This is a genomic window from Nocardioides sp., from assembly GCF_044226765.1.
Classification (GTDB): domain Bacteria; phylum Actinomycetota; class Actinomycetes; order Propionibacteriales; family Nocardioidaceae; genus Nocardioides.
Genome location: NZ_JBGAGJ010000013.1, coordinates 99563 through 112719 on the forward strand (window position 1 = coordinate 99563; position 13157 = coordinate 112719).

Consider the following 13157-nt stretch of genomic DNA (forward strand, 5'->3'; position numbering starts at 1 on the left):
GTGGTTCCACCCCGGGTGATGCCAGTGGGCTGCTAGCGAGCAGCCACCTCACGCGTCCATGAAGAAATCATTCCTCGGACCACCTCCTTTCCCGTGTGCGAACACGCTAGGTCGGCACGCCGGGGCGTTCAAGGGATTAAACGAGGTCCCGGAGGGACGGTCGCGGCCCGACCCGGGAGGGCGGGCCAACCTAAAGCCAACGGGGCAGGGCGGACGGTGGCGTGACGGAGGTCACCCGTTCGTTCTCGAGGAGGAACCATGCACACACGCGGCGCGGTCATCAAGCAGGCACCCGGCACCTACGAGGTGGTCGACCTCGAGGTCGACGACCCGCGGCAGGGAGAGCTGCAGGTCCAGATGACGGCCTCCGGGCTCTGCCACTCCGACGACCACATCGCGACCGGCGACATCCCGGTCGGCGTCTACCCGTTCTGCGGCGGGCACGAGGGCGCCGGCGTCGTCACCGCCGTCGGGCCGCACACGCCGGGCTGGTCGGAGGGTGACCACGTGGTGTTCTCCTTCCTGCCCTCCTGCGGGCGGTGCACCTGGTGCTCGCGCGGCATGCAGAACCTCTGCGACCTCGGCGCGACCCTCCTCAACGGCTCGCGGTGGGACGACGCGACCAGCTTCCGGCTCACCCACGAGGGCCAGCCGGTCGGCCAGATGTGCGGCATCTCCACCTTCGCCGAGGTCACCACGGTGGCCGTCGACTCGGCGGTGAAGGTGCCGGACGAGGTGCCGCTGGACAAGGCGTGCCTCGTCGGCTGCGGCGTCGGCACCGGCTGGGGCTCGGCGATCAACTCCGCCGACGTACGCCCCGGCGACGTCGTCGTGGTCATGGGCGTCGGCGGCATCGGCATCAACGCGGTCCAGGGGGCGGCGTTCGCCGGCGCCTCGATGGTGATCGCCGTCGACCCGGTGGAGTTCAAGCGCACCAAGGCGCTGGAGCTCGGCGCCACCCACGCCGTCGCCTCGATCGAGGAGGCGACCGAGCTCGCCCAGTCGGTCACGAACGGCCAGGGCGCGGACTCGGCGATCGTCACCGTCGGGGTCACCAAGGGCGAGCACCTCGGCCAGGCGATGGGCGCGATCCGCAAGGCGGGCACCGTCGTCGTCACCGGCCTCGGCAACATCGCCGACGTCGGCGCCCCGATCTCGCTCGCCGACATCACGTTGTTCCAGAAGCGGATCCAGGGCTCGCTGTTCGGGGCGTCGAACCCCAAGACCGACATCCTCACGCTGCTGCGCCTCTACGCCGAGGGCCACCTCAAGCTCGACGAGCTGGTCACCCGAACCTACAAGCTCGACGAGGTGGCGCTGGGCTACGAGGACATGCACGCCGGCACCAACCTGCGCGGGGTGATCGTCTACTGACGCCCGCCCCTGCAGGTTCACCATGGTCTGCAGCCGAACCTGCACTTCCCACGGCGAGCACATCGGGGGAAGTGCGGGTTCGCCCAGGTCCCATGGTGAACCTGCGGCGGCGCGCACACCCCCGGGGCTAGGCGACGTCCTCGACCGGGGCGGTGAACTGCGAGCGGTAGAGCCGGGCGTAGGCGCCGTCCCGGTCGATCAGCGCGTCGTGGGTGCCCTGCTCGACGATCGCCCCGTCCTCCATCACCAGGATCAGATCCGCGTCACGGATGGTGGAGAGCCGGTGGGCGATGACGAACGAGGTGCGGTCGGTCCGCAGCGCCGCCATCGCGTGCTGGACGAGCAGCTCGGTGCGGGTGTCGACCGAGGACGTCGCCTCGTCGAGGATCAGCAGCGCCGGGTCGGTGAGGAACGCGCGGGCGATCGTCACCAGCTGACGCTCACCGGCTGACAGGTTCGACCCCTCCTCGTCGATCACGGTGTCGTAGCCGTCCGGCAGCGAGTGCACGAACCGGTCGACGAACGTCGCCCGCGCGGCCTCGAGGACCTGCTCCTCGCTCGCGTCGGGGCGGCCGTAGGCGATGTTGTCGCGGATGGTCCCCGAGAAGAGCCAGGTGTCCTGGAGGACCATCCCGATCTGCCCGCGGAGCGCGGCCCGGGGCATCCCGACGATGTCGACCCCGTCGAGGGTGATCCGCCCGGCGTCCACGTCGTAGAACCGCATCACCAGGTTGACCAGCGTGGTCTTGCCCGCGCCGGTCGGGCCGACGATCGCCACCGTCTGGCCGGGTCGCGCCACGAGGGACAGGTCGGTGATGAGCGGCCGGTCCTCGTCGTACCGGAACGACACGTGCTCGAAGGCGACCTCGCCGCGCCGCTCGGCCGGCTGCTCCAGCGCCGGCGCGTCGACCGGCTCCTCGTGCGCGTCGAGCAGCTCGAAGACCCGCTCGGCCGACGCGACGCCGGACTGCAGCAGGTTGGCCATCGACGCGACCGTGGTCAGCGGCTGGGTGAACTGCCGGCTGTACTGGATGAAGGCCTGCACGTCGCCCAGCGACAGCTGGCCGCTCGCGACGCGGAGGCCGCCGATGACCGCGACCAGCACGTAGTTCAGGTTCCCGATGAACATCATCGACGGCATGATCAGGCCGCTCACGAACTGCGCGCCGAAGCTGACCTTCAGCAGCTCGTCGTTCTCCTCGGCGAAGACCCGCTCGACCTCGGCCTGGCGGCCGAAGACCTTGACCAGCGCGTGCCCGGAGTAGGCCTCCTCGACCTGCGCGTTGAGGGCACCGGTACGACGCCACTGCGCGACGAACTGGCCCTGCGACCGCTTCATGATCTGCGCGGTGACGACCAGCGAGAACGGGATCGTCACCAGGGCCACGAGCGCGAGCAGCGGCGAGATCCAGATCATCATCGCCAGCACGGCGATCACGGTCATCACCGACGTGAGCAGCTGGCTCATCGTCTGCTGGAGGGTCTGGCTGACGTTGTCGATGTCGTTGGTGACCCGGGACAGCAGCTCGCCACGGGGCGAGCGGTCGAAGTAGCCCAACGGGAGCCGGTTGATCTTCGTCTCGACGTCCTCGCGCAGCTGACGGACGGTGTTCTGGACGACGGTGTTCAGCACGAAGCCCTGGAGCCAGCCGAGCAGCGACGCGGCCGTGTAGATCGCGAGGACGAGCAGCAGCACGTGCGCCACGGCGGTGAAGTCGACACCCTGCCCGGGCACGACGTCCATGTCCTGCACCGCCGCCGGCCACAGCGCCCGCGGCGTGCCCGGCGGGATCTTGGAGCCGATGAATCCGTTGAACACCAGGTCGGTCGCGTGGCCCAGGATGCGGGGTCCGATCGACATCAGCAGGACGCTGGCGACGCCGAGCACGACGACCGCGATCGCCTTGCCGCGGTCCGGCCGCATCCGGCCGACCAGGCGTCGTGCGGACGGCCCGAAGTCCATCGCCTTCTGCCCGACCATGCCGCCGCCCATCGGGCCGCGGCCGGGGCCGCCCATCGGCGCCTCGATGCGCTCGGTCTCGGCGAAGGCCTTGCCCTTGCTGCCCTTGCTGCCCGGGCCCGGGCTGCCCGGGCCGCTCGCGCCGCCGGCGGTCTGGGTGGCGCTCATGCCGCCTCCTCCGCCGTCATCTGCGAGGTCACGATCTCCTGGTACGTCGGGTTGCCGGCGAGCAGCTCGTGGTGGGTGCCGCGGCCGACGATCCGGCCGTCCTCGAGCACCAGGATCAGGTCGGCGTCCTTGATGGTGCTGACCCGCTGCGCCACGATCACCACCGTCGCGTCACGGGTCTCGGGACGCAGCGCCGCGCGGAGCCGGGCGTCGGTGGCCAGGTCGAGCGCGGAGAAGGAGTCGTCGAAGAGGTAGATGCCCGGCTTGCGCACCAGCGCCCGGGCGATCGCGAGCCGCTGCCGCTGGCCACCGGAGAAGTTGGTGCCACCCTGGCTGACCTTGGTGTCCAGCCCGTCGGGCAGCTCCTCGACGAAGTCGCGGCCCTGCGCGACCTCGAGCGCCGCCCACATCTCCTCGTCGGTGGCGTCCGCCTTGCCGTACTGCAGGTTGCTGCGCACCGTCCCGCTGAAGAGGTAGGCCTTCTGCGGGACCAGCCCGAGCTGGGCCCAGAGCAGGTCGGGGTCGAGGTCGCGGACGTCCTGCCCGGCGACCCGGACGGTCCCCGAGGTGGCGTCGAACAGCCGCGGCACCAGGTTCACCAGGGTGCTCTTGCCGGAGCCGGTCGAGCCGATCACGGCGACGGTCTGGCCCGGCCGGGCCTCGAACGAGACCTCCGACAGCACCGGCTCCTCCGCGCCGGGGTAGGAGAAGGTGACCCCCTCGAGCTCGAGGTGGCCGCGCCGCTCCGGGTCGGGCGCGACGGGCTCGCCCGACGGTACGACGGACGAGTCGGTGTCGAGGACCTCGGCGATGCGGTCGCCGCACACCGAGGCGCGCGGGATCATCATCAGCATGAACGTCGCCATCATCACCGACATCAGGATCTGCATCAGGTAGGTGAGGAAGGCCGTCATCGCGCCCGGCAGCATCTCGCCGTCGTTGATGCGGTGACCGCCGAACCAGATCACGGCGACGCTGGAGACGTTCACGACGAGCATCACGATCGGGAACATGGTGGCCATCCACCGACCCGCGCGGACCGCGACCTCCGTGAGGTCGTCGTTCGCCTCGCCGAAGCGGGCCGCCTCGTGCGGCTCGCGCACGAACGCCCGGACGACGCGGATGCCGGTGATCTGCTCGCGCAGCACCCGGTTGACCTCGTCGATGCGGGCCTGCATCGCGCGGAAGCTCGGGACCATCCGGCTGACGACGAAGCCGACGCTGAGGAACAGCGCGGGGACGACGACGGCGAGGATCCAGCCCAGGCCCATGTCCTCGCGGAGCGCCATGAACACACCGCCGACCATCATGATCGGGGACGAGACGGCGATGGTGCAGGCCATCAGCACCAGCATCTGCACCTGCTGGACGTCGTTCGTGCTCCGGGTGATCAGCGACGGGGCGCCGAAGTCCTGCACCTCCCGGGTCGAGAACGTGCCGACCCGGGCGAACAGCGCGGCGCGGAGGTCGCGACCGAGCGACATCGCCGTGCGGGCGCCGAACCAGACGGCGGTGACCGAGCAGACGATCTGGACCACCGAGATGGCGAGCATCTCGCCACCGGTGCGCAGGATGTAGCCCGTGTCACCGGTGACCACGCCGTAGTCGATGATGTCGGCGTTCAGGCTCGGCAGGTAGAGCATCGCCACGACGCCGACGAACTGGAACAGCACGACGAGCGCGAGCGGGCGGCGGTACGGCGCGAGTCGCTCGCGCAGCAGGCGCAGGAGCATCAGGGGTTCTCCTTCAGGAGTCCGTGCAGCAGGGTGTCGACAATCTGCTCGGGCGTGAGCAGCCGACCGTCGGCGATGTGCTGGTGGCTGCCGGCGAAGGTCAGCAGCCGCAGGACGTGGACGAAGTGGTCGGGCGGGACCGCCAGCTGGTCGGCGTCGGGGCCGACGACGGCGGCGAGCAGGCTTCCCAGGCGCGCCCGCCAGGCGTCGGCGGCCGCGCTGTCGTGCAGGTGCCGCGGCGGGCCCACCAGGCCGACCTTCTGCATCAGCTGGAAGGTCGCGCGGAAGCGCTGCTGGAGGATCGAGACCAGCTGGACCAGGCGGTCGCGCAGCGGCAGGGTCGGGTCGATCTCCTCGATGCGGCGCTCGAGGTCGCCGGGCTCGAAGGCCCGCTCGATCGCGGCGTCGACGAGCTCCTCCTTGGACTCGAAGACCCGGAAGATCGTGCCTTCGGCGACGCCGGCCGCCTCGGCGATCTGCCGGGTCGTGACCGCGCGCCCGTGCTCGTGGAGCAGGGGGCGCGTCGCCGCGATGAGCGCGTCGCGGCGCTCCTCCGGCGACATCGGTCGCGCGCGTTCCCGTCGGGTGTCCATGACGGACGAGAATAAGTGAGTGAGCACTCACTCACAAATGCTTTCCGACGAGCCGACAAGCTACGGGGCCAGGCGCTCGGTGACCCACCCGTCGGTCACGTGCCGGTACACGAGCCGGTCGTGCATCCGCCCGGGTCGGCCCTGCCAGAACTCGACGACGTGCGGTCGTACGACGTACCCGCCCCACTGCTCCGGGACGGGCACCTCGTCGGGATACCGGATCTCGGCCTCCTCGTAGGCGCCGGCCAGCTCCTCCTTGGTGGTCACCCGGGACTGCGGCGACGCCCAGGCACCGAGCCTCGACCCGCGCGGCCGCTTCGCGAAGTAGGCCTCGACGTCCGGGCGGGGCAGCGGCGTCGCCACGCCCTCGACGCGCACCTGGCGCTCGAGCGGGTGCCAGGGGAAGAGCAGGGCGCACCGCGGGTTCGCGGCCAGCTCCTCCCCCTTCCGTGACCCGGTGTTGGTGAAGAACACGAAGCCGTCGTGGCCGACGCCCTTGAGCAGCACCATCCGCGACGACGGCGCCCCGTCGGCAGCGACGGTCGCGAGCACCATGGCGTTCGGGTCGTGCAGGCCGGCGTCGAGCGCGTCGCGCATCCACCGCTCGAACATGCTCACCGGGTCGGGCGCGAGATCGGTCTCGTCGAGCCCGGCCCGGCCGTACTCCTGACGCAGCGCTGCGAGGTCAACCGTGCGGTCCATGCTCCCGACCCTAGCCACCGGTCGTGCGCCGGCGGCCGTGCGCCGGCGGCCGCGCCCCGGCGACGAGAAACCGGCCGCGGCGCCGCCGCGGGGAGTCGCGACCCTAGACTGCGCTCCGTGACTGACGTACACCACGGATTGGAAGGCGTCGTCGCCTTCGAGACGGAGATCGCCGAGCCGGACAAGGAGGGGTCGGCACTGCGGTACCGCGGCGTCGACATCGAGGAGATCGTCGGCCGGGTCCCGTTCGAGAACGTGTGGGGCCTGCTCATCGACGGCAGCTACACCCCGGGCCTGGCGCCGGCCGAGCCGTACAACCTGCCCGTGCACACCGGCGACGTCCGCGTGGACGTGCAGGCGGCGGTGGCGATGCTGGCCCCGGCGTTCGGGTTCGGGCAGACCTACGACATCAGCGACGAGCAGGCCCGCGACGACATCGGGCGGCTGGCCGTCATGGTGCTCTCGTACGCCGCGCAGTCGGCCCGCGGCCTGCAGCAGGCCGTGGTCCCGCAGCGGGTCGTCGACGAGGGCAAGACGCTCGCCGAGAAGTTCCTCATCCGGTGGAAGGGCGAGGCCGACCCCAAGCACGCGCACGCGATCGACGCCTACTGGTCGTCCGCCGCGGAGCACGGCATGAACGCCTCCACGTTCACCGCCCGCGTGATCACCTCGACCGGCGCCGACGTCGCCGCCGCGTTCTCCGGCGCGATCGGCGCGATGAGCGGTCCGCTGCACGGCGGGGCGCCCTCGCGGGTGCTGGGCATGATCGAGGAGGTCGAGCGGCGAGACGGCGACGCGTCGTCCTACGTCAAGGAGCTGCTCGACAAGGGCGAGCGGCTGATGGGCTTCGGGCACCGCGTCTACCGCGCGGAGGACCCGCGCGCCCGGGTGCTGCGTCGTACGGCGCGCGAGCTGGACGCACCGCGCTACGAGGTCGCCGAGGCGCTCGAGCAGGCGGCGCTGGCCGAGCTGCGCGAGCGCCGGCCGGACCGCGTGCTCGAGACGAACGTCGAGTTCTGGGCCGCGATCGTCCTGGACTTCGCCGAGGTCCCGGCGAACATGTTCACCTCGATGTTCACCTGCGCCCGCACCGGCGGCTGGTCGGCACACATCCTCGAGCAGAAGCGCACGGGTCGCCTGATCCGGCCCTCCGCCGTCTACACGGGCCCGTCCTCGCGGCCGGCCTCCGATGTCGACGGCTGGCGCACCGAGTGGGCCGGGTGAGGGCGGAGCCCTTCCTCGGGGAGCACTTCAGCGGCCGGTCCGCCATCGTCACCGGGGGCGGCTCGGGCATCGGCGCCGCACTGACGCGCGCCCTGGTGGCCGCGGGCGCCCGCGTCGTGTGCGCCGACCTCGACGAGGCGGCCGCGCAGCGCGTCGCCGAGCCGATCGGGGCCCGGGCGGTGGCCCTCGACGTGACCGATGCGGCAGCGGTGCGGTCGCTCGTCGACGAGGTCGACCCCGACCTGATGTTCAACAACGCCGGCATCACGTTCGGCGGCGAGACCGAGGACCTCACCCTCGAGCAGTGGGACGCGATCATCGACGTCAACATCCGCGGCGTGGTGCACGGGGTCGCCGCGGCGTACCCACGCATGGTCGCCCGAGGATCCGGCCAGATCGTCAACACCGCCTCGATGGGCGGGTTGATGGCGGCCGGCCTGATCACGTCCTACGTGATGACCAAGCACGCCGTCGTCGGGCTCTCGCTGGCGCTGCGGTCGGAGGCCGCCGCCAAGGGCGTCGGGGTGACCGTCGTGTGCCCGTCGGCCGTGGACACCCCGATCCTGGACAAGGGCCACCTGGGCCGGTTCCACGGCCGCGACTACTACCTCAAGGGCCAGGGCGTGCGACACCCGCTCGACCCCGACGTGTTCGCCACGCAGGTGCTGGAGGCGGTGGCCGAGGACCGGGCGATGCTGGTGACGCCCCGGACGGCGCGCGTGGCGTGGCGGCTCGGTCGGTGGTTCCCGGGCTTCGTCCAGCGCTCGTCGATCCGGTTCATCGAGAAGCAGCGTCGGCTGCAGGACCGGCGGGCGTCCGCGTCCGCCGCCCGCTGAGGCGCTCGTGGAGTTCCTCTGCTACCACCGCGACCGACCAGGGTCGACGCCGCTGCGGGCCGAGATGGTCGAGGACCACTGGTCCTACATGGACCGGTACGGCGCCGCGCTGGTCGCGCGCGGCCCGACCTTCCTGGACGACGGGACGCTGACCGGGAGCCTGCACGTGGTCGACCTCGCAGATCCCGCGGCGGCCCGGGCGTTCGCCTTCGACGAACCCTGCTACCAGGCGGGCGCCTACCGCGACGTGCTGGTCCGCCGGACGCAGTGGCAGCGCCCGACCGGCACGGGCACCGCCGGCGTCCTCGCGCTCGGGTTCGCCGACCCCACGCCGTACGCCGCGTTGCCGGCGCCCCGGGCGGACCTGCTGGGCTTCGGCCCGCTGCTCTCCGACGACGGCACGCGGCTGCTCGGCGCGGCGGTGCTGGCGCCCTCCGACGCCGCCGCCCGCGAGTGCCTCACCGGGTTCCCGGCGGTCGAGGTGCACCGCTGGGAGCAGGGCGGACGACGCTAGGGCCGGCGGTCGTACCAGCTGGTGAGGCCCTTCGCGCCCCGCCGGCTCAGCGACACGTGGACGTGGTCGCGGTGCCGCAGCGTCGCCGAGCACCTCTTGCGCGTCGGGCAGGACGAGGACAGGTAGGGCTCCGGGTCGAACCGGGTCCAGGCCGGGTACATCCGGTCGTTCCAGATCACGTACATGACGCCCATGCGTCGCGCCCACGCGTCGCGGTGGCCACGGGCGTCGGTCGCGAGGATCCGGTCCAGGAAGGCCTGCGCCCGCTTCCGGTCGGCGCGCTTGCGCGCGTCGAGCGACCAGTCGAAGGCGCGCCCGGTCTGGTGCTCCGACGTCGGGTCGCGGTGACAGGGCCGGGACGTCCCGCCCGGGCTGCCGCCGTAGCGGCGGACCACGAAGCGGTAGAGCTCGACGGTCCCGGGCCGCGGCTGCACGTGGCACCTCGCCGACGGGTCGTACGACGCGTAGCCCTCGATCTGCGCCTGCGCCGACGCCGGCGTGACGACCACGACGAGGCCGGCGAGCAGCCCGGTGACGAGGGCAACGACGAGGGCAGCGGTCCCGAGGCGCATGGTCGACCCTACGTCCGGCCGGTGCGCTGCAGGTAGGCCAGGCCGCGCGGGGAGACCTCGTAGCCGACCTCGAAGCTCCGGGTGAGCCCGAGGTTCTTCAGCTTGCGGACGTCGATCTTGAACGGGTCCCGCTCGCGGCCGAGCTCGGCGGCGAGGTCGGGCGCGCGGGTGTGCGGGCGGCGGCGGATCAGCTCCAGGGTCGCCATCGTCCAGGGCCCGTGCGAGCTCGCCCGGTCGAGCCGGTCGAGCCGCGCGTCGATCGCGGCCACGTCGGCATCGCTGAGGTCGGCCTGCTCCCGGAGCGCGACCCGCGGGTCCGGGCCGGCCCACGCCAGCACCACGCGGTACGTCGGGAGGCTGGCGTCGACCTTGTCCAGCTGCCGGAGCAGCCGACCGGCGTCGGGCCAGCCGGCGGCCCGTGCCTCCTCGTCGCCGATGGAGCCGGGGTCGACCACCGCGACCTCCTCGACCCGCACCACCCCGGCCGCGGTCGTGAACGTCGAGCCGGGCCGGACGTCCGGCGTGCGCCAGCGCCGGAAGGCCAGGGTCACCGACCCGGCGGCGACCCCGTGGGCGACCTTGGGTGGGAGCAGCACGCCGCTCAGCCTAGAGTCAGCAGGTGACAACTTCTCGGGAGCAATGGGACGCCGAAGCCGAGTCCTTCGACGCCGAACCCGACCACGGACTCCACGACCCCGTCGTCCGCGACGCCTGGCAGAGCCTGCTGCGGTCGATGGTCCCGCCGATCCCGTCGCGGATCGCGGACCTCGGGTGCGGGACCGGGACGCTCTCGCTCCTGCTGGCCGAGGACGGCCACGAGGTCGACGGCATCGACTTCTCCCCGGAGATGATCCGGCGCGCCACCGCGAAGGCCGGCACGTTCCCCGGCACCACGTTCGCGGTCGGCGACGCCTCCGCACCCGACCTCGCCCCGGCGACGTACGACGTGGTCCTGTGCCGCCACGTCCTGTGGGCGCTGCCCGACCCGGCAGCGGCCCTGACGCGGTGGGTGGAGCTCCTCGCACCCGAGGGCAGGGTGGTCCTGGTCGAGGGCAGCTGGTCGACCGGCGCCGGCCTCACCTCGGAGCAGACCGTCGAGCTGGTCGAGGGTGCCGGGCTCTCGGCGACCCTGCGGCCACTACCGGACGAGGCCTACTGGGGCGGTCGGATCGACGACGAGCGCTACGCCGTCCTCGGCAGGCGCCGCGCGTAGCACCGCGAGAGCGGGGCGTCCCGGTAGTACCCGAAGGCCGGGACCGGCGTGTACCCGCTGGACTCGTAGAGCGTGATCGCCTCCGGCTGGGCGAGCCCGGTCTCGAGCACGACGACCTCGGCGCCGTGCGCGGCCGCGTCCGTCTCGAGGTGGGCGAGCATCCGCCGCGCGAGGCCGATTCCGCGCGCCGCCGGCGCGACGTACATGCGCTTGACCTCCGCGGTCCGCGTCGAGCCGAGCGCCTCGACCGTGGAGCGCCGCCAGGCGCCGGTGGCGACCGGCCGGCCGTCGAGGTAGCCCACGAAGAAGCTGCCGGACGGGGGCTCGAACACCATCGGGTCGAGCGGGGTCTCGTCGCGTCCGCCGTAGCGGCGGACGTACTCGGCCTGGACCTCCTCGACGAGCAGCAGCGCGTCGGGGTGGCCGTAGCCGACACGGGCGATGACGACCTCAGCCAACGGCGGCACCGCAGGACTCGCAGAACCGCGCCGACGACGTCGTGGCGCGCCCGCAGCCGGAGCAGGACCGGCTGCCGGGCGCGCTCCCCTGCTCGATGGTGACGCGGGTGTAGGCGCCGTTGCGGGTCAGGACGGAGGCACGCGTGAAGGCGACGATGCCGAAGCCGACGACGGCCGCGAACGCGCCGCCCGCGAACAGCAGCATCGAGCTGCCGCCGTCGCTCGCGGGGTCGGCGCTCGCGAAGTCGGCGAACCCGACCGCCACGCAGCCGAGGCCGCCGAGGAGCACGAGGACGCCGATGACGAGCAGCAGGGTCTGGGCCGGTGTGCGGTTGCTCATGTGGTGTCTCCCCCGAGATGGATGGCCGGTGCGGGTGCCACAATAGAGGTGCTGACAGCGTCGTCAGGTGCACCGCTCTCCTACGGAAGGTTGTCATGACCGACGCCCTGCAGATCCCCCGCGACCTCCTCCCCGCCGACGGCCGCTTCGGCGCCGGTCCGTCGAAGATCCAGACCTCCCACCTCGACGCGCTCGCCGCGACGGGCACGTCGCTGATGGGGACCTCGCACCGGCAGGCGCCGGTGCGCGACCTGGTGGGGCGGGTCCGCTCGGGCCTCGCCGAGCTGTTCTCGCTGCCCGAGGGCTACGAGGTGGTGCTGGGCAACGGCGGCGCGACGGCGTTCTGGGACGTGGCCACCTTCGGCCTGGTCCGGGAGAAGAGCCAGCACCTGTCGTTCGGTGAGTTCTCCTCGAAGTTCGCCCAGGCCGCGGCGGCCGCGCCCTGGCTCGCCGACCCGTCGGTCATCACCGCCGACCCGGGCTCGGCCCCCGTCGCCGTCGCGGAGGACGGCGTCGACGTCTACGCCTGGGCGCACAACGAGACCTCGACCGCCGTGATGGCCCCCGTCGTGCGGCCCACCGGTGCTGCCGAGGACGCGCTCGTGCTCGTCGACGCGACCTCCGGCGCCGGCGGCCTGCCCGTCGACGTGCGCGAGGCGGACGTCTACTACTTCGCGCCGCAGAAGTGCTTCGCCTCGGACGGCGGCCTGTGGATCGGACTCTTCTCCCCCGCCGCGCTGGAGCGGGCCGCGTCGGTCGCGGCGTCCGGCCGGCACGTCCCGGCCTTCTTCGACCTGCCGACCGCGATCGACAACTCGTCGAAGAACCAGACCTACAACACGCCCGCGATCGCGACGCTGTTCCTGATGGCCGAGCAGCTGGACTGGATGAACGCGTCCGGCGGACTCACCGGGATGGTCGCCCGGACCACCGAGTCCTCGGACACCCTCTACACCTGGGCCGAGAAGTCGCCGTACGCCTTCCCGTACGTCGCCGACCCGTCGCACCGCTCGCTCGTGATCGGCACCATCGACTTCGAGGAGCCGGTGGACGCGGCCCGGATCGCCGCGGTCCTGCGCGCCAACGGCGTCGTCGACACCGAGCCCTACCGCAAGCTCGGTCGCAACCAGCTCCGGATCGCGATGTACCCCGCCGTCGACCCTGCCGACATCGAGGCGCTCACGCACTGCATCGACTGGGTGGTCGACCACCTCTGACGACCGTGGTCCGCGACCGAGCGGGCCGGCACGACCTCAGGCGGGCACCCAGACGACCTCCAGCACGCCGACGCCGAGCGCGGTGAGCCGGCCCAGCGTGTCGCCGAGCTCCTCGGGATCCTCCACCCGACCGGTGAGGACCGTCGTCGGTGCGTCGGTCCGCACGGCCAGGTGGGCGAACCGGTCGGCGAGCGCCTCCTCGACCTGCGCGGCGACCGAGCCGTCGACCCGGATCAGCGTCCGTGGCACGACC

At 72.3% G+C, this 13157-nt stretch carries 15 protein-coding genes; 6 read left to right on the forward strand and 9 right to left on the reverse strand.

The window, feature by feature from the left end:
* The first annotated feature begins 258 nt into the window (after nucleotides 1–258).
* The gene (locus ACILRH_RS20750) at nucleotides 259–1374 is read left to right on the forward strand and encodes an NDMA-dependent alcohol dehydrogenase (RefSeq protein WP_395695973.1); all 1116 of its coding nucleotides are present in this window, start codon (nucleotides 259–261) and stop codon (nucleotides 1372–1374) included.
* A 127-nt stretch (nucleotides 1375–1501) separates the two neighbouring features.
* Here ACILRH_RS20750 and ACILRH_RS20755 read toward each other — a convergent pair whose 3' ends face one another.
* Genes ACILRH_RS20755 through pdxH form a run of 4 tightly spaced genes read right to left on the reverse strand, consistent with a single transcriptional unit; the run spans nucleotide 1502 to nucleotide 6530 of the window.
* Nucleotides 1502–3502: an ABC transporter ATP-binding protein gene (locus tag ACILRH_RS20755; protein WP_395695974.1), complete on the reverse strand. Its 2001-nt coding sequence runs from the start codon at nucleotides 3500–3502 to the stop codon at nucleotides 1502–1504.
* The gene (locus tag ACILRH_RS20760; protein WP_395695975.1) at nucleotides 3499–5235 is read right to left on the reverse strand and encodes an ABC transporter ATP-binding protein; all 1737 of its coding nucleotides are present in this window, start codon (nucleotides 5233–5235) and stop codon (nucleotides 3499–3501) included. Before ACILRH_RS20760 ends, ACILRH_RS20755 begins: the two co-directional genes overlap by 4 nt.
* Nucleotides 5235–5828, reverse strand: coding sequence for a TetR/AcrR family transcriptional regulator (locus tag ACILRH_RS20765; RefSeq protein WP_395695976.1), 594 nt, complete (start codon nucleotides 5826–5828; stop codon nucleotides 5235–5237). The genes ACILRH_RS20760 and ACILRH_RS20765 overlap by 1 nt, the downstream gene beginning before the upstream one ends.
* 60 nt (nucleotides 5829–5888) lie before the next feature.
* Nucleotides 5889–6530, reverse strand: coding sequence for a pyridoxamine 5'-phosphate oxidase (gene pdxH, locus ACILRH_RS20770; protein ID WP_395695977.1), 642 nt, complete (start codon nucleotides 6528–6530; stop codon nucleotides 5889–5891).
* Between the two features lie 117 nt (nucleotides 6531–6647).
* Between pdxH and ACILRH_RS20775 the strand changes: the two genes are divergently transcribed.
* From ACILRH_RS20775 to ACILRH_RS20785, 3 genes are read left to right on the forward strand one after another with little or no spacing between them, the layout of a single operon-like run.
* A complete protein-coding gene (locus ACILRH_RS20775; RefSeq protein ID WP_395695978.1) occupies nucleotides 6648–7754 on the forward strand; it encodes a citrate synthase 2 in 1107 nt (368 codons plus the stop codon).
* Nucleotides 7751–8590 carry an SDR family NAD(P)-dependent oxidoreductase gene (locus tag ACILRH_RS20780; RefSeq protein ID WP_395695979.1) on the forward strand — a complete coding sequence of 280 codons (840 nt, stop codon included), beginning with the start codon at nucleotides 7751–7753 and terminating at the stop codon, nucleotides 8588–8590. The genes ACILRH_RS20775 and ACILRH_RS20780 overlap by 4 nt, the downstream gene beginning before the upstream one ends.
* 7 nt (nucleotides 8591–8597) lie before the next feature.
* A complete protein-coding gene (locus ACILRH_RS20785; RefSeq protein ID WP_395695980.1) occupies nucleotides 8598–9104 on the forward strand; it encodes a YciI family protein in 507 nt (168 codons plus the stop codon).
* Here the strand turns inward: ACILRH_RS20785 and ACILRH_RS20790 are convergent.
* Together ACILRH_RS20790 and ACILRH_RS20795 are read right to left on the reverse strand one after the other, a co-directional pair.
* Nucleotides 9101–9676 (reverse strand): hypothetical protein, encoded by a 576-nt coding sequence (locus ACILRH_RS20790; RefSeq protein WP_395695981.1) that lies wholly within the window; start codon nucleotides 9674–9676, stop codon nucleotides 9101–9103. The two genes, ACILRH_RS20785 and ACILRH_RS20790, sit on opposite strands and share 4 nt — an antisense overlap.
* A gap of 8 nt (nucleotides 9677–9684) precedes the next feature.
* A complete protein-coding gene (locus ACILRH_RS20795; RefSeq protein ID WP_395695982.1) occupies nucleotides 9685–10272 on the reverse strand; it encodes a hypothetical protein in 588 nt (195 codons plus the stop codon).
* Between the two features lie 23 nt (nucleotides 10273–10295).
* Between ACILRH_RS20795 and ACILRH_RS20800 the strand changes: the two genes are divergently transcribed.
* The gene (locus tag ACILRH_RS20800; protein WP_395695983.1) at nucleotides 10296–10889 is read left to right on the forward strand and encodes a class I SAM-dependent methyltransferase; all 594 of its coding nucleotides are present in this window, start codon (nucleotides 10296–10298) and stop codon (nucleotides 10887–10889) included.
* On the opposite strand, the gene ACILRH_RS20805 is transcribed toward ACILRH_RS20800, so the two are convergent.
* Both ACILRH_RS20805 and ACILRH_RS20810 read right to left on the reverse strand, forming a co-directional pair.
* Nucleotides 10859–11347 carry a GNAT family N-acetyltransferase gene (locus tag ACILRH_RS20805; protein ID WP_395695984.1) on the reverse strand — a complete coding sequence of 163 codons (489 nt, stop codon included), beginning with the start codon at nucleotides 11345–11347 and terminating at the stop codon, nucleotides 10859–10861. The two genes, ACILRH_RS20800 and ACILRH_RS20805, sit on opposite strands and share 31 nt — an antisense overlap.
* The gene (locus ACILRH_RS20810; protein WP_395695985.1) at nucleotides 11340–11687 is read right to left on the reverse strand and encodes a hypothetical protein; all 348 of its coding nucleotides are present in this window, start codon (nucleotides 11685–11687) and stop codon (nucleotides 11340–11342) included. Before ACILRH_RS20810 ends, ACILRH_RS20805 begins: the two co-directional genes overlap by 8 nt.
* A 95-nt stretch (nucleotides 11688–11782) precedes the next feature.
* Here ACILRH_RS20810 and serC point away from each other — a divergent pair, with 95 nt between their 5' ends.
* Nucleotides 11783–12904 carry a phosphoserine transaminase gene (serC, locus tag ACILRH_RS20815; RefSeq protein ID WP_395695986.1) on the forward strand — a complete coding sequence of 374 codons (1122 nt, stop codon included), beginning with the start codon at nucleotides 11783–11785 and terminating at the stop codon, nucleotides 12902–12904.
* Nucleotides 12905–12940: 36 nt separating this feature from the next.
* Here serC and ACILRH_RS20820 read toward each other — a convergent pair whose 3' ends face one another.
* Entirely contained in the window at nucleotides 12941–13153 is a 213-nt protein-coding gene (locus ACILRH_RS20820) for a hypothetical protein (protein ID WP_395695987.1), read from the reverse strand.
* Nucleotides 13154–13157: the final 4 nt, after the last annotated feature.